The sequence below is a fragment of the Pseudarthrobacter sp. As-47 genome (assembly GCF_058215595.1).
On sequence record NZ_CM177088.1, the window covers coordinates 2341471 to 2362940 of the forward strand.

Consider the following 21470-nt stretch of genomic DNA (forward strand, 5'->3'; position numbering starts at 1 on the left):
TGGTCGCGTTGTCAGACGTTGTATGCCGGGCGGACAGGCCCAACGGACTGCCAGCGCGTGTTTGTCAAAAATCGGGTGGTAAAAATTCAAGAACTATTCTACCGGTAAATTCCGGGCACCTTTCGGCCCCGCCCTCCAGCTTGGCCACAGGCGTCCTTCAGCCCCGCCCCAGGCAGGGTCAGCAGGCGAGTTCCAGCACGTCCCGTGCGCGCTGCAGCGCCACTGTGGACGAGTAGATCTGGGCAGCATCGGCGGACTGTGCCACCCGGAGGTCCAGTGCGCGTGCAAAGGATTCGACTGCTGCGGACATCTGCCCGGCGCTGTATTGGGTCTTGCCCAGGAACTGCCACACGAGGGCCTCGCGCGGTGTGCCCTGAACCTCGGCCAGGAGCTGGCGGAACAGCTCGACGGCCCGGTCCAGCCGGTTGGAGACGCGAAGGACTTCGGCCTCGAAGGTGCGCAGCCGGAAGGATTCCGGATCCTTGAAACGGGCTTCTGCGAGCAGTTCAGCAGCCTCGGACGCATGTCCTTCCACCAGGAGCACGAAGATGTGGTCGGCAGGGTCCGTGGATACCGCCAGCGCCTCGCGGCAGACATCCTGGTTCACAATTTCCGGAAGCAGCGATTCAGGGTTGATCCGGATGCCCGGGAAACCCGCGTCCGGCCAGTCCGCTGTTCCTCCCATGTCGCCCTGCATCAGGACGCAATTTCCTGGTAGGCCGCAAACAGCAGCGAGGTGTCGGGGACATCGAGGATCCCCGGCTTGGCCACGCCGTCCAGGACGACGAACCGCAGCAGGTCGCCGCGGGACTTCTTGTCCCGGCGCATGCCGTCCAACAGCCCCTGCCAGCGGTCCCGCCGGTACGTCACCGGAAGCCCCAGGCTCTCAAGGATGCTCCGGTGCCGGTCGGCGTCGGCATCGCTGAGGCGCCCTACGCTGCGGGCCAGTTCGGCGGCAAACATCATGCCCACCGAAACGGCCGCGCCGTGGCGCCATGAGTACCGCTCAACCAGTTCGATGGCGTGGCCCAGGGTGTGCCCGTAGTTCAGGATTTCCCGCAGCCCGGATTCCTTCAGGTCCTCGGAGACCACCTTGGCCTTGACGGCGATGGCACGTTCGATCAGTTCCCGGAGGACGGCGGACTGGGGATCCGCCACTGTCGCAGGGTCCTTTTCGACGAGGTCGAGGATGGCTGGATCAGCGATGAACCCGCACTTGATGACTTCCGCCATGCCGGAGATCATTTCGTTCCGCGGCAGCGTTTCCAGGGTGTCCAAATCAGCCAGTACCGCGGCCGGCGGGTGGAAGGCGCCTACGAGGTTCTTGCCCTCGGCAGTGTTGATTCCGGTCTTACCGCCCACGGACGCGTCCACCATGCCGAGCAGGCTGGTGGGCATGTGGATGACCTTGACGCCGCGCAGCCAGGTGGCGGCGACGAAACCGGCGAGGTCGGTTACCGCGCCTCCCCCGACGGCCACAATGGCGTCGGAACGGGTGAAGTCGTTCTGGCCAAGGACCTGCCAGCAGAAGGCGGCCACCTGGATGTGCTTGCCTTCTTCGGCGTCCGGGATTTCCGCGGTCAGGGAGGTGAATCCGGCTGCGGCGAGTTCGTCGCGGACTGTGTCACCGGTCAGCCGCAGCGCACGCGGATGGATGACGAGCACGCGGCGGACGCGCTCCCCCAGTAATCCGGGCAGGTCACCGAGCAGCCCCCGGCCGACGACGACGTCGTAGTGCTCCGCGGCGGAGCCGCCGGTGACGCTGATGACTGTTGATTGGGTGCTCACTTTTCAACTTCCTGTTTGGCAGCTGCGTAATCGCGCAGTGCTGCTTCGAGCCGGCCGCCCAGCTCGGAAACCGAGCCGTGGCGCACGTCCAGGGTGATGTCTGCAAGCCGCTCATAGACCGGCTTGCGGGTGGCGAACATGGCCGTCCAGCGGCCCATTGCGTCCCCTGCCAGCAGCGGGCGCCCGGAGTTGCGGGCAATGCGGCCGGCGACGGTTTGCGCGTCGCATTCGAGGTAGACAACGGTGCAGCGGCTGATCAACTGCTGCGTTCCGGAATCCAGCACCGCCCCGCCGCCAAGGGAGATGACGGAGACCGTATCGTCTGCGGCTTCGACGACGGCGGCCACTGTCCGGGCTTCGATCTCACGGAACGCGTGCTCTCCGCGGCCAGCAAAGATATCCGCAATGGATCCGTGCCCTGCAACGATAACAGCGTCCGTGTCCACGAAGGGAACTCCGAGCTGGAGCGCCAGCTGCTGCCCTATGGCCGATTTTCCGACCGCCATCGGCCCGATCAGGACGATGGGCCGCCCTGCGGGTCCGGTTTTGCTGCGATGGGGCACTTACTGGCCGATCGAGTCCAGGGACGCCGGGATGTTGTCCAGGTAACCCTTGATGTTGCGTGCGGTTTCGGCCACCGAATCGCCGCCGAACTTCTCGGTGACGGCCTCGGCCAGCACCAGGGCCACCATGGCTTCGGCCACAACCCCGGCAGCCGGAACGGCACATACGTCCGACCGCTGGTGGTGTGCCTTCGCGGGCTCCCCCGTGCTGACGTCGATGGTCTTCAGGGCGCGCGGTACGGTGGCGATGGGCTTCATGGCGGCGCGGACACGCAGGACGTCGCCGATGCTCATGCCGCCTTCGATTCCGCCGGCACGGTTGCTGGTACGGACGATCCGGCCGTCGCCGTCCCTGACGATTTCGTCGTGGGCTGCGGAGCCGCGGCGCGACGCGGTCAGGAAGCCGTCGCCGACTTCCACGCCCTTGATGGCCTGGATGCCCATCAGGGCCGCTGCAAGGCGGGAATCAAGCCGCCGGTCCCAGTGAACGTAGCTGCCCAGTCCCGGCGGAAGCCCATAGGCAAGGACCTCCACCACGCCGCCCAGGGTTTCGCCTTCCTTGTGCGCCGCATCAACCTCCGCCACCATGGCGTCCGAGGTTTCCCGGTCGAAGCAGCGCAGGGGGTCGGCATCAAGCGCAATGACGTCGGACGGCACGGGCAGCGGACGTCCTTCGGGAACCGTGACGCTGGCGATGCTGACGGTGTGGCTGACCAGCTCGATGCCGAGGTGCTTGAGGAACTGCGCAGCCACGGTGCCCATGGCCACCCGGGTTGCTGTTTCGCGCGCGCTGGCCCGCTCCAGGACGGGGCGGGCCTCGTCAAAGCCGTATTTCTGCATGCCGGTGAAGTCGGCGTGCCCGGGACGGGGACGGGTCAACGGCGCGTTCCGGGCCTGGTCCGCGAGAACTTCCGGATCCACCGGGTCCGCGGACATGATCTGCTCCCACTTGGGCCATTCGGTGTTTCCCACCTGGATGGCCACGGGTCCGCCCTGCGTCAGGCCGTGGCGGACACCGCCCAGAATGGTCACAACGTCCTGCTCGAACTTCATCCGTGCTCCGCGTCCGTAGCCAAGGCGGCGTCGGGCCAACGAGTCTGCGATATGCCCGCTGGTGATCTCCACACCGGCGGGGACGCCTTCAATAATTCCCATCAGAGCCGGACCATGGGATTCACCGGCAGTCAACCAACGCAACATAATTTCCATCCTGCCATGTATGGCGGTCACAACGCCCGTCGGGGAAGGCCGACTGCGTCACACATCACATCTATGACAGCTGCGTTAACTTCTTCGTCCCGGCGGGTGAAAAGGCGCACCTGCTCCACGGCCTGGTACAGGAGCATTTCCAGTCCGGGCACCACGCTTCCGCCCCCGGCCTGCCACACGGAGGCCAGCAGGCTGGGCCACGGATCATAGGCAACGTCCAGCAGGACGCCGGGCAGGCTGGTCTTGAGGGAAGCCAGTTCAGCCGCCAGTCCGTCCGCTGCCCGCGGCGGCAGGGTGGAAATCACGACGTCGGCCGCTGCGGTGGGACGGGCGGCTTCCGCAAGGGTGCGGATCTCCAAGGCGATGTCCAGGCTTTCCGCAGCGGCGCGGACCTCGGCGGTCCGGGACGTATCCCGGACGAAGACCCTGGCCTGGCCGGCCCCGAGGTCCTTGAGGGCCGCGACGGCCGAGGCCGCCGTTCCCCCTCCCCCGAGGATCACGGCGTCCGGGGCCGCGCCGGCGCCCGCGTGCTGCAGCGCCTTGACGATCCCGGCAACGTCGGTGTTGGAGCCAATGGTGCGCCGGACGCCGCCGTGCTCCTCAAACGAGACGGTGTTGACGACGCCCAGGGTCCTGGCCACGCCGCGGACTTCGTCCACCTGCCCGAGCATCGCCGTCTTCAACGGCATGGTGACCGAGAGGCCGCGCCAGCCCGGCTGATCCCGGATCTGCCCCATCAGGGACGGCAGCAGCTCTTCCGTGACGTCGATTGCCGTGTAGCTGATCCCGATCCCCAGCTGACCGTAGGCAGCCAGGTGCAGGGCCGGCGACTTCGAGTGGCTTATCGGATGGCCCAGGACGGCAGCCCGAAGGCTCACGTGCAACGTCCGACGTTGGCCGTGCACCAAGCGTTGTACTGCTCCACGTAGGCATTGTGCTCGGCGAGCGTCCGGGAGAACTTGGTCTCCTTGGTGTCCAGGTTGATGGTCACCCAGTACAGGTAGTCGTTCGTCTTGGGCCTGGCGGCAGCGTCAATCGCAGTCTTTCCCGGGGAGCCGATGGGTCCGGGCGGAAGGCCCGGATTCGCATAGGTGTTGTACGGGTTGGACTTGTCCTGGCGCTGTTCGTCAGTGAAGTTGTAGCTCTTGGTGCCCAGGCCGTAGGTCACGGCTGAATCCACCTGCAGGAAGCCTCCGGTCTGGTCGTTGGGCTTGAGCCGGTTGTAGATGGCACCTGCCACATCCCCGTACTCCGCCTGGCCGCCCTCGGCCTGAACGATGCTGGCGACGATCACGGCCTCGTACTGCTTGGCCGGGTCCGTGATGCCCTGCGACACGAGTTCGTCAGTTGTGATCTTGACCAGGGACTGGAGGATGTCCTTTGCCGGAGTGCCAAGGGGGAAGCGGTGCTCCCCGGGGGCCAGGTACCCCTCAAGGTTCTTGGCGTTGGCCGGAAGCCCGAACTGGGCAGGCTCGTTGCTGAGGGCCTGGAGGTCCTGGAAGGAGATTCCGGACCCCTGCGAGATCGCCTGCAAAGACTCACCGATGCGAAGTCCGGCGCTGAGGGCGAAGTAGATGACCTTGGTCTGGTCCTTGCCCAGGAGGACGTTCACGGCGTCGGAGTTCTTCATCTCCGACTTGAACGTGTAGTCACCCGGGGAAAGAATGCCGCCGGAGGCGCTGAAGCTCTGGAGGAACGTGTCGGCGTTGGCCACCACCCCCTCGTTTTCGAGCTTTGAGGCCACGGAGCGGGTGCCTTCACCGTTTTCGACGGTGACAACCACTTCGCCCGAACCGGGTCCCGGAAAGTCGCCGGGCTTGTCGCTGCCCAGCAGCGGCTTGAGGAACTGCGCTCCGACGGCGACAGCCGTGACGAAGACGGCGAGGGTCAGGAAAAGCGCCAGGAGCCGCCGGCGCCGGCGCACCTTCTTCGAGGGCTTGGCCACTACGGTTGCTGCGGCTGAGGCGGGAAGCAGTTCGTGGTGGTGCGCACCGTCGTCGTGCCCCTCTTCGTAGTGGGTCCCATCGTGCCCGTCCGCATAGAGCGTCCCGTCAAAGGGTCCATCGTGCTGGTGGACGCCGGCCGCGTAGCCGTGCCCGTCGGCGTAGCCGGGTTCTTCGTAGTGGGGTTCGTCGCTGTAGTGCACGCCTGCCGCGTGCTGGTGCCCTGCAAGGGCCGGCTCCCAGGAATCGTGCTGGGCGGGCTCCTGGCGATCGTCCTGGATGGACGGCGGGGCGGCAGGAGCAGCCGGAATCACGGGCTCTTCCACCCGGTCCTGCGGTGCCTGGTCTTCACGCAATGCTTCATCCTGACGCCGGGGGTCTGCTTCTGCGGCCGCGGGGGGTTCCGCGGGCAGGGGTGGAATGTCGTGGCCGGTCTCGTATGCCTGTTCCGGAACGGCATCGTGACCTCCGGTGTTGAGGGTCTTTTCCCTCGCACGGAGTTCCTTGCGGGTCAGCGGCCTTCCTGCCCCCGGGTCCAGAGGGCTGGAAGAGTCGTCAATGTTGGCAGGGCTCACTGGTGCCTTCCATTATCTGAAGATCGGTCCGTATCGCCGGGCGTGGCGGGCACCGTTTCCGGCCCGCTGCCTCCCATGTCCACGGAAGGGGGTGGCGCCGTCACGCGTGAGCCGACGTCCGCTCCCCTGGCTTTCTGCATGTCGATGGCGTGCTGAAGGATACCTGCCGCCGCGACCTGATCAACTACTTTACGGTGGTTCCTGCTGCTCATGCCAGCTTCGTGCAGGCTCCGGTGGGCGCTGACACTGCTGAGCCGTTCATCCACCAGGTTCACCGGCACCGCCAGGTTCCGGGCAGAGAGTTCGCCAACCAGCAGGCGGGCGTAGTCCGTGGCCATCATGGCAGAGGCACGTTCTTCACCCTTCATGGTGCGTGGCAGGCCTACGAATACCTGCACAGCGCCGAGTTCCTGGACCAGGTTGGCAATGACCCGGACGTCTGAGTTTTTCCTGGCGTTGCGGTCCAGTGTCTTGTAGGGCGTCGCCAGGATGGAATCGCGGTCGCAGATGGCAACCCCTACCCGGACGGTGCCGACGTCCACCCCCAGTTTGATGCCCTGGGGGTAGTCGCCGGCAGCAGCAGGATCGGTCATCGGAGGATTAGCGCCGCGAAATGGCGTCGACGACGGCAGAGAGGGCCTGGCCTACCTGGCCGGCGTCGGTTCCGCCGCCCTGGGCGACGTCGTCCTTTCCGCCGCCGCCACCGCCAAGGATCCCTGCGGCGAGGCGCACCAGGGCTCCTGCCTTGACCCCCGCTTCACGGGCGGCCTCGTTGGTGGCCACCAGGATGACGGGACGGTCGTTGGCGACGCCTGCCACTGCCACGGCCGCGGGTGCGGAGCCGAGGCGGTTCCGGAGGTCCAGGGCAAGGCCGCGCAGGTCGTCAGCGCCGCTGACCTGCCCTGCGTCATGGGCGATGACACTGACGCCGGAGGCGTCCTTGGCGCTGCTGACCAGCTGGGCCGCAGCGCCAGCCAGCTGCTCCTTGCGGAGGCGGTCCAGTTCCTTCTCTGTCGCCTTGAGCTTTGCCAGCGTGGCGGCGATCCGGTCCGCAAGCTGGCCGGACGGGACCTTCAGCATGTCGGTGAGCTCGGTGACCAGGGCACGCTCGGCCGCCAGGTGGCGGAACGCGTCCATGCCCACGAAAGCCTCCACCCGGCGGTTTCCGGACCCGACGGACTGCTCGCCCAGCAGGGAAAGGCTGCCAATCAGGGACGTGTTGGCAACATGGGTGCCGCCGCAAAGCTCGCGCGACCAGGCGCCGTCGATCTCAACGACCCGGACTTCGCTGCCGTAGTTCTCGCCAAAGAGCGCCATGGCGCCCAGGGCCTTGGCCTCGGCCAGGCCCATGACCTTGGTTTCCACGCGGAAGTTGTTCCGGATGGCCAGGTTGGAGACTTCCTCGATCTCGGACCGCGTCGCCGTGCTCAGCCCCTCGCCCCAGGCGAAGTCGAAGCGCAGGTAGCCGGCCTTGTTGTAGGAGCCGCGCTGGGTGGCCTCGGGGCCGAGGATCTGGTGGAGCGCGGCGTGCACGATGTGCGTGCCGGTGTGCGCTTGTTCAGCGGCGTGGCGGCGTTCGCGGTCGACGGCGGCACGGACCAGCGAGTCGGCCCCGATTTCGCCTTCGCGGACGATCGCCTTGTGGACGCTCAGGCCCTTCAGGGGGCGCTGGACGTCGAGCACCTCGACAACGAACCCGTCGCCGGTGATCAGGCCGGTGTCCGCGGCCTGGCCGCCTGCTTCGGCGTAGAAGGGCGTTTCGGAGAGCACCAGCTCGATTTCATCGCCGGTGGAGGCCTGCTGGACCGCACGGCCGCCGGTGAGGATTCCGCGGACGCGGGACTCGCCGTCGAGCTCGGTGTAGCCGGTGAAGACCGTCTCACCCTGGGCCAGGATGTCCTGGAAGGCGCTGAGGTCCGCGTGGCCGCCCTTCTTGCCCTTGGCGTCGGCCTGGGCGCGCTGGCGCTGTTCCTGCATGAGGCTGCGGAAGGCGGCCTCGTCCACGTTGAGCCCGGCCTCCTCTGCCATTTCCAGGGTCAGGTCGATGGGGAAACCGTACGTGTCGTGCAGGGCGAACGCGTCGGCACCGGACAGTGGCTTGTTGGCGGCCTTGGATTCCTTGACGGCGTCCTCAAGGCGTGCGGTTCCGGAGGCAATGGTCCGCAGGAAAGCCTTCTCTTCGGCGTATGCGATGCGGCTGATCCGGGCGAAGTCCGTGTCCACCACCGGGTAGACGCCCTTCATGGCATCGCGTGAGGCGGGAAGGAGTTCGGGCAGGCAGGCCTGTTCAACACCGAGGAGGCGCATGGAACGGACGGCACGGCGGATGAGCCGGCGCAGGACATAGCCGCGGCCCTCGTTGGAGGGAGTCACGCCGTCGGAGATCAGCATCAGGGCGGACCGGATGTGGTCGGCAACCACACGCATGCGGACGTCGTCCGTGTGGTGGGGGTCCTCGTCCGTTTCGGCGGACGTGTATTCCTTGCCGGAGAGTTCGGCAGCCTTGTCGATGACGGGGCGGACCTGGTCCGTCTCGTACATGTTCTCGACACCCTGCAGGATCATGGCCAGGCGTTCCATGCCAAGGCCGGTGTCGATGTTCCGCTTGGGCAGTTCGCCGACGACGTCGAAGTCTTCCTTCGAGCGGACGTTCTCGATCTGGTACTGCATGAACACAAGATTCCAGATTTCGATGTAGCGGGTTTCGTCAGCCAGCGGGCCGCCCTCAACGCCGTAGGCGGGGCCACGGTCGTAGTAGATTTCGGAGCAGGGTCCTGCGGGGCCGGGCTGCCCGGTGTGCCAGTAGTTGTCCGACTTGCCCATCTTCTGGATCCGCTCGGCGGGAACACCGGTGTTCTTGAGCCAGAGGTCCTTGGCCTCGTCGTCCTCTTCGTAGACCGTTACCCACAGCCGCTCGGGCGCCAGGCCGTAGCCGCCGTCGTCAACGCCCTTGGTCAGCAGCTCCCAGGCGAACTTGATGGCGTCTTCCTTGAAGTAGTCGCCGAAGGAAAAGTTGCCGCACATCTGGAAGAACGTTCCGTGGCGGGCGGTCTTGCCCACTTCCTCGATGTCACCGGTACGGATGCACTTCTGCACACTGACGGCGCGCGGGTAGGGTGCTTCCTCCCGGGCGGTCAGGTAGGGAATGAACGGCACCATGCCGGCAACCGTGAACAGCAGCGAGGGGTCGCTGGAGACCAGCGATGCGGAGGGAACCGCGGTGTGGCCCTTGCTGACAAAAAAGTCCACCCAGCGCTTTGTGATCTCCTGCGACTTCATGAGCTGTGTACTTACCCTTCTTGCTCCGCGCACTGTGCGTCGCGGAGGTTCTTTCGCTTGGCGGTCCCGTGGTGAACGGTGCCCGCCGTTGTGGTTCTAACGTGTGGGGGCCTGCCTGGTTCCGACTCATGGTGCCGGTCAGCAGGGTGGTCAGCGGCGGACGAGGTCCGCTGATTCGATGCCGAGGGCAGACCGGAGGTCGGTTTCCCGCTCGCGCATTCCGGCGCGGACGGCGTCTGCAAAGTCATAGACGCCGTCGGCCAGGCGGTTCACGGAGCGGTTGAGGCCCTCCGGGCCCAGCGTTGACTGCATACTGGCCTGCACTTCGGTCACCTTGCGGAAAGCGATCACTCCGATCGCCACGCCGATTCCCATCCAGATAAATCGATTCATTCTCTTCTCCCGGAATCTAGCGGCTGCGGCGGCCGGCGGCGGGCTTCCTGCGCCCGGCCAGGGCGGTACGGACACCGTAGCTGAAGGCTGCCACCTTGATCAGCGGCGACCCCACGGTGGCGGCCACAAGGGAGGACAGCGCGGAAAGGTTGGCGGACGCGTCCGAAACGTTGGACGAGATGCCGTCCACTTTCTTCAACTGCTGGTTGGTGGTGGAGACGGTGGCGGTGACTTCGTCCATAAGCGGCGTGGCGCCGTCGCTCAGGGACCGGATGGAGGTGCGGACCTCGTCCAGGACGCGGCCCAGCTTAAGGATGGGCACCGCAAGCAGCAGCACCAGGACTGCAAACACCCCGGCAGCGATCAGGCCGGCAATATCGCCACCAGACATAGACGTTCATCTCCTCGAAATTCTGTGGTTCGGTTGCATCCCGCCGGGTGCGCATGAAGCGCATTCCGCAGATGTCCCCCAAGTACCTTACATACAAAGAAGCCCGCGGCGCTTGCCACGGGCTTCTTTGGATACGCTGCTGGAATTTAGCGTGCGTAGAATTCGACGACCAGCTGCTCTTCGCAGGTCACGGGGACCTCGGAGCGCTTGGGACGGCGGACCAGGCGGGCCTGGAGGGCTTCCAGCTTGACGTCCAGGTAGGCCGGGACGGCAGGCAGGACGTCGCGGTGGGCGCCGGCTGCTGCAACCTGGAGCGGAACCATGGTTTCGCTGCGGCTGTGGACGTGGACCAGCTGGCCCTCGCCGACGCGGAACGACGGGCGGTCAACGCGGACGCCGTCAACCATGATGTGGCGGTGCACAACCAGCTGGCGGGCCTGGGCGATGGTGCGGGCGAAGCCGGCACGCAGGACCAGGGCGTCAAGGCGCATTTCGAGCAGCTCGATGAGGTTCTCACCGGTCAGGCCCTTGGTGCGGCGGGCTTCTTCGAAGGCACGGGTCATCTGTGCTTCGCGGATGCCGTACTGGGCGCGCAGACGCTGCTTTTCGCGCAGGCGTACGGCGTAGTCGGAGTCCTGCTTCTTGCGGGCACGGCCATGCTCACCGGGGCCGTACGGGCGGCGCTCCATGTACTTGGCGGCCTTGGGGGTCAGAGCGATGCCGAGGGACCGCGAGAGGCGGGCCTGACGGCGAGCACGAGTGTTGTTAGCCACTTGTGTCCTTCCAATATCTGCGGTGTGTCAGTGTTACTGGCCTCCACGATGGAGAGCATCGGCCAACCGCTGCCTTTTGCTACTGGGCGCAGGGCATAACCTTCTCAACGTGAAATTGGGGAGATTGTGCGTCCGTGCCTTGCCAGACAAACATCTACTTTACCACGGCAGTCACTTGCCCCGGACAATCCTGCGCAGCCGCTCCAGCCGCGTGGCGATGTCCCGCTCGGCGCCGTTGGCCGTGGGCTGGTAGTAGTCCTTCCCCACCAGGTCATCCGGCGGGTATTGCTGGGCAGCCACGCCGTGCGGGGCGTCGTGGGCGTATTTGTAGCCAAGGCCGTGCCCCAGCTGCTTGGACCCCGGGTAGTGGGCGTCCCTCAGGTGGGCCGGAATGCCGTTCCCCAGCCCTGCCCGGACATCGGCAATGGCCTTGTTGATGCCCATGTAGGCGGCGTTGGACTTGGGGGCCGTGGCCAGGTGCACCACGGCTTCGGCCAGGATGATCCGGCCCTCAGGCATTCCGATCAGCTGCACCGCCTGCGCCGCGGCCACGGCCGTCTGCAGCGCCGTGGGATCCGCCATCCCCACGTCTTCGGCGGCTGAGATCACAATCCGCCGGGCGATGAAGCGGGGGTCCTCCCCCGCCTCCAGCATGCGGGCCAAATAGTGCAGGGCGGCGTCGACGTCGGAGCCGCGGATGGACTTGATGAAGGCGCTGATGACGTCATAGTGCTGGTCACCCGCACGGTCGTACCGGACGGCGGCAACGTCAAGGGCGCGCTCGGTGTGTTTAAGTTCGACGGCGACGGGCCCGTCCCCGGCATCGTCGGCATCCCCGAACGCAACGCCTGCGGCTGCCTCCAAGGCCGTCAGGGCACGGCGCGCATCGCCTCCGGAAAGCCGTACGAGGTGGTCGAGTGCTTCCTCGCTGAGGCCCACCTTCCCGTTCAGCCCGCGGGGATCGGCGACGGCGCGCTGGATCAGTCCTTCAATGTCAGCGTCCGTCAGGGGACGGAGCGTCAGCAGCAGGGAACGGGACAGCAGCGGTGACACCACGGAAAACGATGGATTCTCTGTGGTGGCGGCAACCAGCACCACCCAGCGGTTTTCCACCCCGGGCAGCAGGGCGTCCTGCTGGGCCTTGTTGAAGCGGTGGATCTCGTCCAGGAACAGGACGGTGGTGGTCTTGTAGAGGTCGCGGGCCGTCAGGGCCTCGTCCATGACGCGCCGCACGTCCTTGACCCCGGCGGTAATCGCGGAGAGCTCCACGAACTTCCTGCCCCGTCCGCGGGCAATTACGTGGGCGAGGGTCGTTTTGCCGGTGCCCGGCGGGCCCCAGAGGATAAGGGAAGTAGGCCCTGCAGGGCCTGTTGTGTCTGCACCGGCTCCGGCGGCCAACTGGCGCAGGGGCGAGCCCTGCCCCAGGAGGTGCTGCTGGCCCACCACCTCGTCAAGGGTGCGGGGACGCATCCGGACGGCGAGCGGGCCCCGGGGGGAGGCGTTGGCTCCGGGCACTGCAGTCCGGCCGGGGGCAACGGAGGCGTCGTCGTCATCATCATTGCCGCGGCCGTGCCCGAAGAGATCTTCCACATAGATAGGCTACTTCCAGTTCACTTCCGGAATTTTCCCGGGAGTCCGGCAAGCCAGTAAAGGAACGCCCCATGTCCGCACGCACCACCGGCGGAGCCCGGCCGGCCTCCGTGCGCACGGCATTCATTCCCGGCAGCCGGCTGGCCGGATGGGCGGACAGGTTTGGCGCGGCCCATGGCGGATATCAGCTGAGGGATGACGACGACGGCCTCCGCCTCCTGGCCGCGGACGGCGCCGAAGCCCTCCTGCAGCCTCCCTGGCCGGCCGACGGGCGGCCGGGCCGGGACGAGGATGCGCTTGAGCGGCTTGCCTCCCTGGCGTCGCAGCCGCGGAGGCTGGGCCTGCTGCTGGCCAGGCGCGGAGGCTACGGCGTGGCGGTGGTCAGTGAGGGGCAAGTCCTCGCATCGAAGGTGGGGTCCACGTATGTGCAGTCCCGGACGGCCGCGGGCGGACAGTCGCAGCAGCGGTTCGCCCGGCGGCGGAGCAACCAGGCGGACGCCCTGGTGGAGGCAGTTGCCGAACAGGCCGCACGCATTTTCAGCGGTGGGCTTTTTGAGTACGTCGTTCCCGGGGGCGACAGGGCCCTGGCCGGCCTTGTCCTCCAGCACCCTGCCCTGAAGGACTTTGCCGCCATGCCCCGGCTGGCCTACCTTGACGTCCCGGATCCCAAGGCAGCAGTGCTGCGGAAAGCCGCCGCGGATTCGTGTGCCGTGCGGGTCCAGGTCACCGATGCTTCCTAGTCAGCAGCCTGTCAGCGCCCGGCGGGGCCGCTCCTGGCGGTAGAGATAGCGGCCCGCCTCCTCGAACCCCGCCTGTTGGTAGAGCTGCCGGGCGGCGGAGTTGGCAGCTGTGACCAGCAGCCAGAAGCTTTCCACGTGGCGGGCGGTCCCTTCGGACTGAAGCGCCTGGAGCACTGCTGCTGCGTAGCCCCGCCTGCGGTGCGCAGGCGACGTCGCCATGCAATAGATTCCTCCCGTGGCGCCCGCCAGGGCGAGGCGTCCGACGGCGGCCGGGGCGCCGTCGTCGTCCCTGGCGAGGGCATACAGTGCAGGGCACCCCGTCACGATCAGGCGCGCTGTCTCCCGCGCCTGTCCACCGCCCCGGCCGTCCACGCTCCACCAAAGGTGCAGCCACTCCTCGCTGGGCTCATCAAGGATCTCCACCCCGGCGCCCGCCGGATGCCCATCCTGGGGGCCGGCAGGCCGGGCCAGGATCAGCGTTTCGGACTGCCGCGTGAAGCCCTGGGCGTCCAGGAAGCGCTTCAGCCCGGAGTTGGCGGGGGTGTCCGCCATCTGGAAGATCAGCGGAAGGCGCCGCATCCGGTACCACCGCGCCGCCTCCAGCAAAGCCTCCTGCGGCCTGGGCGCGGGGTCCCGCGGCCACACCGAGTTGGCCCGCTGCGTGACGCCGTCCGCAGCCCGTAGGACCCACTCCCCCAGGTCGTGGCGGTCGGGTGCCGGCCAGGCGGCATCCATGAGTGCTTCGTAGGCGCGGGCGGGGTGGCTCGCACGGTGGGGCGCCACTGGGTCTCCTTTTGCGGACACGCGTGAAGGCCCCCCTTTCCAGGAGGGCCTTCACGTCAAACGGATACTGCCTACTTGCCCTCTTCCGGCTTCCTGGCCTCAGGCTTGAAGTCAACACCGGCTTCCTTGCGCTGCTGCGGCGTAATGGGAGCCGGGGCCGCGGTCAGGGGGTCGTAGCCGTTGCCGGTCTTGGGGAAGGCGATGACGTCGCGGATCGAATCCACACCTGACAGCAGTGCCACCACGCGGTCCCAGCCGAAGGCGATGCCGCCGTGAGGAGGCGCACCGAATTTGAAGCCTTCAAGCAGGAAGCCGAACTTCTCCTGCGCGTCCTGGTGGGAGAGGCCCATGACCTCGAAGACCCGTTCCTGCACGTCGCTCTGGTGGATACGGATGGAGCCGCCGCCGATTTCGTTGCCGTTGCAGACGATGTCGTAGGCGTACGCCAGCGCTGATTCGGGGTCCGTGTCGAAGCTGTCCATGTACTCGGGCTTGGGGGACGTGAACGCGTGGTGCACTGCGGTCCACTGGCCGGCGCCGACAGCAACGTCGCCGGAAGCCACAGCTGCGGCGGCCGGTTCGAACATCGGCGCGTCCACCACCCAGCAGAAGGCCCAGTCATCCGGGTTGATCAGGCCGGTGCGGTGGCCGATCTCAACACGGGCAGCACCCAGCAGGGCGCGCGCGGAGGACTTGTCTCCGGCGGCGAAGAAGATGCAGTCGCCAGGCTTGGCCCCTACGGCGTCCGCCAGTCCTGCTCGTTCCGCCTCGGTGAGGTTCTTGGCCACGGGGCCGGCCAGTTCGCCGTCTTCCTTGAAGAGGACGTAGGCCAGTCCCTTGTGCCCGCGCTGCTTGGCGAACTCCTGCCAGCCATCCAGGGTCCGGCGCGGCTGCGAGGCGCCGCCCGGCATCACTACGGCACCGACGTAGGGGGCCTTGAAAACACCGAAGTTGGTGTCCTTGAAGAATTCAGTCAGCTCAGTAAGCTCCACACCGAAACGGAGATCGGGCTTGTCCGAGCCGAAGCGTGCCATGGCGTCGTGGTACGTGATGCGCTGGATGGGCGTCGGAATCTCGACGTCGATGAGCTTCCACAGTGCCTTCACGATGTTCTCGCCCAGGGCGATGATGTCGTCCTGCTCAACGAAGCTCGCTTCGATGTCCAGCTGGGTGAACTCCGGCTGGCGGTCTGCGCGGAAATCCTCATCGCGGTAGCAGCGGGCAATCTGGTAGTACTTCTCGAAGCCGCCCACCTGCAGGAGCTGCTTGAACAGCTGGGGTGACTGCGGCAGCGCGTACCAGGAGCCCGGCGCCAGGCGTGCCGGCACAACGAAGTCACGGGCGCCCTCAGGCGTCGACCGCGTCAGCGTCGGCGTCTCAACCTCAACGAAGCCGTCCTGGTGCAGCAGTTCCCGGGCCACGCGGTTGGCTTCGGAGCGCAGGCGCAGGTTGCGGGCGGGGCCGGGGCGGCGGAGGTCCAGGTAGCGGTGCTTCAGGCGTGCTTCCTCGCCCACCTCGACGTGCTCGTCGATCTGGAACGGAAGGGGATCGGAGGTGTTGAGGATGGTGACCTTTTCGGCCATGACCTCGATCTCGCCGGTGGCCAGGGCGGGGTTCTCGTTACCCTCGGGCCGCTTGGAAACGGTGCCGATGACCTGCAGGACGTACTCGTTGCGCAGCCCGTGGAAGACTTCTTCCTCGCGGACCACCACCTGTGCCACACCGGACGCATCACGCAGGTCCACGAAGGCCACACCACCGTGATCACGGCGGCGGCCCACCCAGCCGGCCAGGGTTACGGTTTGTCCAATGTGCTCGGAACGAAGGGATCCGAGGTCATGTGTGCGCAGCACAGCACGCCTTTCTGCGGGGTTACGGCGGGAAGTCGATCTGGAAGTTAAATAGGATCGTTACGGGAACAATCCCGTTCGAGTTTACCCGCTGCAAAGGGACTGCCACCGCATGAGCGCACACCAGCAACTTCAACGCAGGCTCGGCACGTTTGACGCCACAGCCATCGGACTCGGCTCAATGCTGGGCGCCGGGGTGTTCGTTGTCTTCGCTCCTGCGGCCGCGCTGGCTGGCCAGTTACTGGCCCTGTCGGTGGCCATCGCCGGGGCGGTTGCCTACTGCAACGCGGTGGCGTCCGCCGCCCTCGCCGCAAAGTACCCCACCAGCGGCGGGACCTACGTCTACGGCCGTGAACAGCTTGGCGAGTGGCCGGGATTCCTTGCCGGCTGGGGCTTTGTCACAGGGAAGACCGCATCCTGCGCCGCGATGGCCCTGACGTTCGGCAGCTATGCCTGGCCCGGCTACGCAGTGCCGGCGGCCGTGGCCGCCGTGGTTGTCCTCACCGGCGTCAACCTGCTGGGCATCACCCGGACGGCCCTGCTCACACGGATCCTGCTGGGCATCGTCCTGGCCACCCTCGCCTTCGTGGCTATAGCCGCAGCCGTAGGGCCCCATCCCGTCCCCGGCCCGGGCGGCCCCGCGGGCGGCTCGTCGCCGGGCGGGGTGCTGCCGGCTGCCGGGCTGATGTTCTTCGCTTTTGCCGGCTACGCCCGGATCGCCACGCTGGGCGAGGAGGTCAAAGACCCTGCCCGGGCCATCCCGCGCGCAATCCTCGCCGCCCTGGCTGCCGCGTTCGCCATCTACCTGACCATGTCGCTGCTCCTGCTGAACCACCTGCCCGGCGGACAGCTCGCCACCACACGGACGCCGCTGCTGGACGCTGTCCTGGAGTCGCGGTTCCAGGGCGGTGCAGTACTGGTGCAGGTGGGCGCCGCCGCTGCCTGCCTGGGAGCCCTGCTGGCCCTGATCACGGGTGTTGGCCGCACCACCCTGGCCATGGCACGGGAACGCGACCTGCCCTCACCCCTGGCGAAGGTGGGGGGAAAGCACACCGTGCCTTATGCTGCCGAACTGGCGGTGGCCGCCGTCGTCATCCTGCTTCTGCTCACCACGGACGTTATGACAGTCGTGGGCTTCTCCAGCTTTGGCGTGCTGACCTACTACGCCGTGGCCAACGCCTCTGCTTACACCCTGGCGGCGCATCCAGGCTACGCACCCAAGTGGCTGAACGCCGTCGGCTTCGCAGCCTGCCTGCTGCTGGCCTTCACCCTTCCGCCGGCGTCGGTCCTGACCATGGTGGCCGTGCTGGCAGCCGGAGTGGCTGGGCGGTGGCTGGTCCTGCGCCTGCGGCACTAACACGTCCCCACCGCCCGGAGCGGGACCGTCGCGGGGCACTTTGGTCCGCACACAGGCCGTGTGCGGACCCATCGACGGCGGGTCTGTGCCAGGTGCCCCACGACGACGGCACCTGGCGCCGACGGGCAGCTAAACGGCTGCCGCAGCCGGCTCCGCCGCCGTGGACACCTGCACTGCCAGATCTTCGACCGGCGGAGTCCAGGTCTCCGGGGCTGCGACTACCTGCTCGCCGGTGCGGATGTCCTTGACCTGGTGCGTGCCGTCGTCGTCCGTGAACCAGACAAACGGGATGCCGCGCCGGTCCGCAAACTTGATCTGCTTGCCGAACTTTTCCGCCTTCGCGGCCACCTCGGTGGGGATGCCGCGGCTGCGCAGCTGGGCGGCGACGTCCTGCGCGGCGTCCCAGCTGTCATCGTGCGTCAGGGCCACAAGCACGGCAGTGGGAACCGACCGTGAAGCCCTGGCCAGGTCCTGGCTCAGGATGCGGGACACCAGCCGGGTGACGCCGATGGACAGTCCCACGCCCGGGAACTTCCGGTTGCCCTTCGACGCCAGCGCGTCATACCGGCCGCCGGAGCAGATGGAACCAAGCTGTTCGTGGCCAACCAGGACGGTTTCCACCACAGTTCCGGTGTAGTAGTCAAGGCCGCGGGCAATGCTGAGGTCAGCCACCACCTTGCCCGGGGCACGCTGGACGGCCGCGTCAATGACCTGTTCAAGCTCGCTGAGGCCCCCGTCAAGCAGATCGTTGCTGACGCCCAGCGCCCGGACCTGGGCCACGAACGAGGTGTCCTCGGTACGGATTCCCGCCAGTTGCAGGGCTTTCTGTGCCTGGTCGTCGGTGGCGCCCAGTTCAGACTTCAACAGTTCCGCGACTTTCGCGGGGCCGATCTTTTCGAGTTTGTCGATGCTCCGCAGCACGCCGGCTGTGTCATCCAGGCCAATGCCGCGGTAGAAGCCCTCGGCGAGCTTCCGGTTGTTGATGCGGAGGCGGAAGTCCGGAATGGGAAGGGCGCTGAGCGCCTCGGCGATCACCAGCGCGATCTCGACGTCGTAGCGGAACGGCAGGTCGCCGTCACCCACCACATCGATGTCCGCCTGGGTGAATTCGCGGGCCCGGCCTTCCTGCGGGCGTTCGCCGCGCCACACCTTCTGGATCTGGTAGCGCCGAAAGGGGAACGCCAGGTAGCCGGCGTTTTCGACGACGTAGCGGGCAAAGGGAACAGTCAGGTCGAAGTGCAGGGCAAGTGCGTGCGGGTCGGATTTGCCCTTTGCCTCGCCTTCGTCCTCCTGGAGGCGGCTGAGGCCGTACACCTCTTTGTCGATTTCCCCCTTGCGCAGCAGCTGGCCGACCGTTTCCACGGCCCGCGTTTCGATGGAGGAGAATCCGTGCAGCTCGAACACCCGGCGCAGGGTATCCAGCACATGGAGCTCCACCAGCCGCTCCTCGGGAAGCCACTCGGGGAATCCGGACAGGGAGGCGGTGCGTGCCATGGTGGAGTTTCTCCTCTTGGTGAACGGCGGCAGGGACGTGCGCGGCTATCCGGCCCGAAACGGGCGTACGACGGCGGCAGTCCAGCCGGTCATGCATAAACTATGTGCGGCAGTCAGTTTATGTCGTCGTCCGCCGGCATCTCCAATGCGGCGGACCGGCAGGCCCGGCGGCCACGCACCTGCGCATGCGGCCCACAGCCGTGCCGTGCAGCAGCCCGACTATGAGGAGGACCCTTGGCGGCCAGTTCACGCAGTGCCCGCGAAACGAAACGGCGCATCCAGCAGATGGAAGCCAAGCGGGAGATGCGGCGGGACCAGGAAGCCCGGCGCAAGCGCGACAATCTCATCGCCGCCGGTGCCGGGGCGGCCGCCGTTGTCCTCGCCGTCGTCCTCCAGCTCACTGCCTTTTCCGGCAATCCCTCCGAGGACGAGTTCGCTGCTGCAGAGGCCGGGCTGAGCAGCCCGTCCGCGTCGGCCGAGCCGTCCGCAAGCCCGTCCGCCCAGGCAACAAACGGCCCCAACATCCCCGCCGCGGACACCGCCGCAGGCCAGACCTTCACCGGCGAACTCGTCCTGAACGGCAGCCCGCTCGGCGTGCAGCTGAACGGGACGGACGCCCCGCAGGCAACCGCGGTCTTCAAATCGCTCAGCGACGAGGGTTATTTCAGCGGCAAGACCTGCCACCGCCTGACCACCGGAGAGACCTTCGGCGTCCTGCAGTGCGGCTCCCCCACCGGTGACGGCCAGGGAGACCCCGACTACACCTGGGGGCCGCTGGAGAACACGCCCGCGGACGGCACCTATCCGGCCGGAACCATCGCGGTGGCCCGGACGGGTAACAACGCGTACGGAAACGGCACCCAGTTCTTCATTGTCTACAAAGACACGGTCATCCCGTCGGACAGCGCCGGCGGCTACACCGTGGTTGGCAAGGTGACATCGGGGCTGGACGTGGTGGCCAACCTGGCTGCCGCCGGAATCACGCCGGGCAGCAGCGACACGGACGGCGCGCCCGTTGAACCAGTCACGATAGACTCGTTTTCTCTGAAGTAGGAAGCCCGGCCGGCACGGCCGCGGTGCAGTACGTGAGTATTTCCCTCCAAGCGAAAGACTTTTAGCGGTGACAGACAGTCAGAAATCCGACGAAACAGCAACAGACCTGACCGAAGCGGCGGCCCCCGCGGCTGACGTCGCAGGGACTGAGGCACCCGGCACCCCAGCAGTGGAAGCTCCTGAAGCCGGGGCAGCCGCAGAAGAACCCGCGGCAAGCGAGGCTGATCCTTCTGCTCCCGCGGAGGACACTCCCGCTGAAGAGGCTTCCGATCCTGCACCTGCCCCAGCACCGGCAACTGCACCAGCACCCTCACCGGCTCCTTCCCCCCGGTCAGCAGCTCCGTCGCCGGCCGCCTTCGCTTCCCGCCCCAAGCCTGCAGCTGCCGCTCCGGCGGCAGCGGCTGTTCCGGCAGCACCTGCCACCTCCCTGGCCGAAGCCTCGAAGTGGGGCCGGGTTGAAGGCGACGGGCATGTGTTCCTCACCATTGACGGCAGCGAGCACGCCGTAGGGCAGTACCCGGGCGTGAGCGACGACGAAGCCCTCGCCTACTTTGCGCGCAAATATGACGACGTCGTGGCACAGATTGTGCTGCTCGAACAGCGCGTCAGCTCCAAAGCGCCCAGCACGGACATGCAGAAAACCGTCACCCACCTGCGCGAGCAGCTTGCGGAGCGGAACATGGTGGGCGACCTGCGCGCAGCCGAGGCGCGGCTGCACAGGCTTTCAGAGCAGATCAGCGAGCTGGAGAAGGCCGAAAAAGCCGAGCACGACGCCGTCCGTGCGTCCGAACTGGCGGCCCGCGAGGCGATTGTTGCCGAAGCCGAGCAGATCTCCGGCCAGGACCCCGCTCAGACACAGTGGAAGACCTCCAGCGCCCGCATGAACGAACTCTTCGAGAGCTGGAAGGCAGCGCAGAAGAGCGGCGTGCGCCTGGGCCGCAGCAACGAGGACGCCCTGTGGAAGAGGTTCCGGGCGGCCCGGACCGTCTTCGACCGCCACCGCCGCGCCTACTTCTCCCAGCTGGACAGCAACAACTCCGCGGCCAAGTCCGCCAAGGAAAAGCTGATCGCCGAGGCTGAAGCACTGTCCACGTCCACCGACTGGGGTTTTGCCGCCGGCGAGTACCGCAGGCTGATGGACCAGTGGAAGGCGTCACCGCGCGCCAGCCGCAAGGAGGACGACGCACTCTGGGCCCGTTTCCGCGCGGCGCAGGATGTGTTCTTCACGAACCGGCAGGCCGCCAACGAGGAGATCGACCAGGAATACGCTGCCAACCTCACCGTCAAGGAAGCCCTCCTGCAGGAGGCCAACGCCATCCTTCCCGTGAAGGACCTGGCCGCGGCCAAGAAGGCGCTGCAGTCCGTCCGTGACCGCTGGGAAGAAGCAGGCAAGGTCCCGCGCGGCGACATGGGCCGCATCGAAGCCGGGTTGCGCAAGGTTGAGGATGCGGTCAGGAACGCCGAGGAAGAGCAGTGGCAGCGCTCCAACCCGGAGCGCAAGGCGCGCACCAACAGTGCGCTGTCCCAGCTGGAATCCGCGATCGCAAGCCTTCAGGACGACCTTGCCAAGGCGGAGAAGACCGGTGACCAGCGCAAGATCAAAGCGGCCCAGGAGGCCCTCGAGGCCCGCCAGGCCTGGCTCGACCAGATCCAGCGCTCGGCCAGCGAACTTTCCTAGGCCACCTTCCG

19 protein-coding genes are annotated in these 21470 nt (G+C 66.9%); 4 read left to right on the plus strand and 15 right to left on the minus strand.

Annotation, left to right across the window (positions count from 1 at the left end):
* Window positions 1–178: 178 nt before the first annotated feature.
* The 12 genes from AC4BCK_RS10820 to AC4BCK_RS10875 form a co-directional block, all read right to left on the minus strand.
* Entirely contained in the window at window positions 179–697 is a 519-nt protein-coding gene (locus AC4BCK_RS10820) for a tetratricopeptide repeat protein (RefSeq protein ID WP_363936071.1), read from the minus strand.
* A complete protein-coding gene (aroB, locus tag AC4BCK_RS10825; protein WP_174174294.1) occupies window positions 697–1788 on the minus strand; it encodes a 3-dehydroquinate synthase in 1092 nt (363 codons plus the stop codon). Before aroB ends, AC4BCK_RS10820 begins: the two co-directional genes overlap by 1 nt.
* Entirely contained in the window at window positions 1785–2351 is a 567-nt protein-coding gene (locus AC4BCK_RS10830; RefSeq protein ID WP_174174291.1) for a shikimate kinase, read from the minus strand. Before AC4BCK_RS10830 ends, aroB begins: the two co-directional genes overlap by 4 nt.
* Window positions 2352–3551 carry a chorismate synthase gene (gene aroC / locus AC4BCK_RS10835; RefSeq protein WP_251420072.1) on the minus strand — a complete coding sequence of 400 codons (1200 nt, stop codon included), beginning with the start codon at window positions 3549–3551 and terminating at the stop codon, window positions 2352–2354.
* 26 nt (window positions 3552–3577) lie between these two features.
* Window positions 3578–4438: a shikimate dehydrogenase gene (locus AC4BCK_RS10840; RefSeq protein ID WP_363936075.1), complete on the minus strand. Its 861-nt coding sequence runs from the start codon at window positions 4436–4438 to the stop codon at window positions 3578–3580.
* Window positions 4435–6078 carry an endolytic transglycosylase MltG gene (gene mltG, locus AC4BCK_RS10845; RefSeq protein WP_490565916.1) on the minus strand — a complete coding sequence of 548 codons (1644 nt, stop codon included), beginning with the start codon at window positions 6076–6078 and terminating at the stop codon, window positions 4435–4437. Before mltG ends, AC4BCK_RS10840 begins: the two co-directional genes overlap by 4 nt.
* Entirely contained in the window at window positions 6075–6671 is a 597-nt protein-coding gene (gene ruvX, locus AC4BCK_RS10850; RefSeq protein WP_174174275.1) for a Holliday junction resolvase RuvX, read from the minus strand. The genes mltG and ruvX overlap by 4 nt, the downstream gene beginning before the upstream one ends.
* 7 nt (window positions 6672–6678) lie before the next feature.
* Entirely contained in the window at window positions 6679–9357 is a 2679-nt protein-coding gene (gene alaS / locus AC4BCK_RS10855; protein ID WP_472531647.1) for an alanine--tRNA ligase, read from the minus strand.
* Between the two features lie 150 nt (window positions 9358–9507).
* Window positions 9508–9750 (minus strand): hypothetical protein, encoded by a 243-nt coding sequence (locus AC4BCK_RS10860; RefSeq protein WP_490565917.1) that lies wholly within the window; start codon window positions 9748–9750, stop codon window positions 9508–9510.
* A gap of 16 nt (window positions 9751–9766) precedes the next feature.
* Window positions 9767–10141 (minus strand): DUF948 domain-containing protein, encoded by a 375-nt coding sequence (locus tag AC4BCK_RS10865; RefSeq protein ID WP_251420068.1) that lies wholly within the window; start codon window positions 10139–10141, stop codon window positions 9767–9769.
* 146 nt (window positions 10142–10287) lie between these two features.
* Window positions 10288–10914 carry a 30S ribosomal protein S4 gene (gene rpsD, locus AC4BCK_RS10870; protein ID WP_066276228.1) on the minus strand — a complete coding sequence of 209 codons (627 nt, stop codon included), beginning with the start codon at window positions 10912–10914 and terminating at the stop codon, window positions 10288–10290.
* Window positions 10915–11085: 171 nt separating this feature from the next.
* On the minus strand, window positions 11086–12504 hold the full coding sequence (locus AC4BCK_RS10875) for a replication-associated recombination protein A (protein WP_174174265.1): 1419 nt from the start codon (window positions 12502–12504) through the stop codon (window positions 11086–11088).
* Between the two features lie 71 nt (window positions 12505–12575).
* On the opposite strand from AC4BCK_RS10875, the gene AC4BCK_RS10880 reads away from it, so the two are divergent.
* A complete protein-coding gene (locus AC4BCK_RS10880) occupies window positions 12576–13244 on the plus strand; it encodes an acVLRF1 family peptidyl-tRNA hydrolase (protein WP_490565918.1) in 669 nt (222 codons plus the stop codon).
* Here the strand turns inward: AC4BCK_RS10880 and AC4BCK_RS10885 are convergent, their stop codons facing one another.
* Window positions 13245–13979 (minus strand): GNAT family N-acetyltransferase, encoded by a 735-nt coding sequence (locus AC4BCK_RS10885; protein WP_490566907.1) that lies wholly within the window; start codon window positions 13977–13979, stop codon window positions 13245–13247.
* Between the two features lie 119 nt (window positions 13980–14098).
* Window positions 14099–15880 carry an aspartate--tRNA ligase gene (gene aspS / locus AC4BCK_RS10890; RefSeq protein ID WP_363959421.1) on the minus strand — a complete coding sequence of 594 codons (1782 nt, stop codon included), beginning with the start codon at window positions 15878–15880 and terminating at the stop codon, window positions 14099–14101.
* A gap of 109 nt (window positions 15881–15989) precedes the next feature.
* On the opposite strand from aspS, the gene AC4BCK_RS10895 reads away from it, so the two are divergent.
* On the plus strand, window positions 15990–17234 hold the full coding sequence (locus tag AC4BCK_RS10895) for an APC family permease (protein WP_490565919.1): 1245 nt from the start codon (window positions 15990–15992) through the stop codon (window positions 17232–17234).
* A gap of 129 nt (window positions 17235–17363) precedes the next feature.
* Here AC4BCK_RS10895 and hisS read toward each other — a convergent pair whose 3' ends face one another.
* Window positions 17364–18728 carry a histidine--tRNA ligase gene (gene hisS / locus AC4BCK_RS10900; RefSeq protein ID WP_490565920.1) on the minus strand — a complete coding sequence of 455 codons (1365 nt, stop codon included), beginning with the start codon at window positions 18726–18728 and terminating at the stop codon, window positions 17364–17366.
* A 234-nt stretch (window positions 18729–18962) separates the two neighbouring features.
* On the opposite strand from hisS, the gene AC4BCK_RS10905 reads away from it, so the two are divergent.
* Together AC4BCK_RS10905 and AC4BCK_RS10910 are read left to right on the plus strand one after the other, a co-directional pair.
* Window positions 18963–19781, plus strand: coding sequence for a peptidylprolyl isomerase (locus tag AC4BCK_RS10905; RefSeq protein ID WP_251425562.1), 819 nt, complete (start codon window positions 18963–18965; stop codon window positions 19779–19781).
* Between the two features lie 67 nt (window positions 19782–19848).
* Window positions 19849–21459: a DUF349 domain-containing protein gene (locus tag AC4BCK_RS10910; protein ID WP_490565921.1), complete on the plus strand. Its 1611-nt coding sequence runs from the start codon at window positions 19849–19851 to the stop codon at window positions 21457–21459.
* Window positions 21460–21470: the final 11 nt, after the last annotated feature.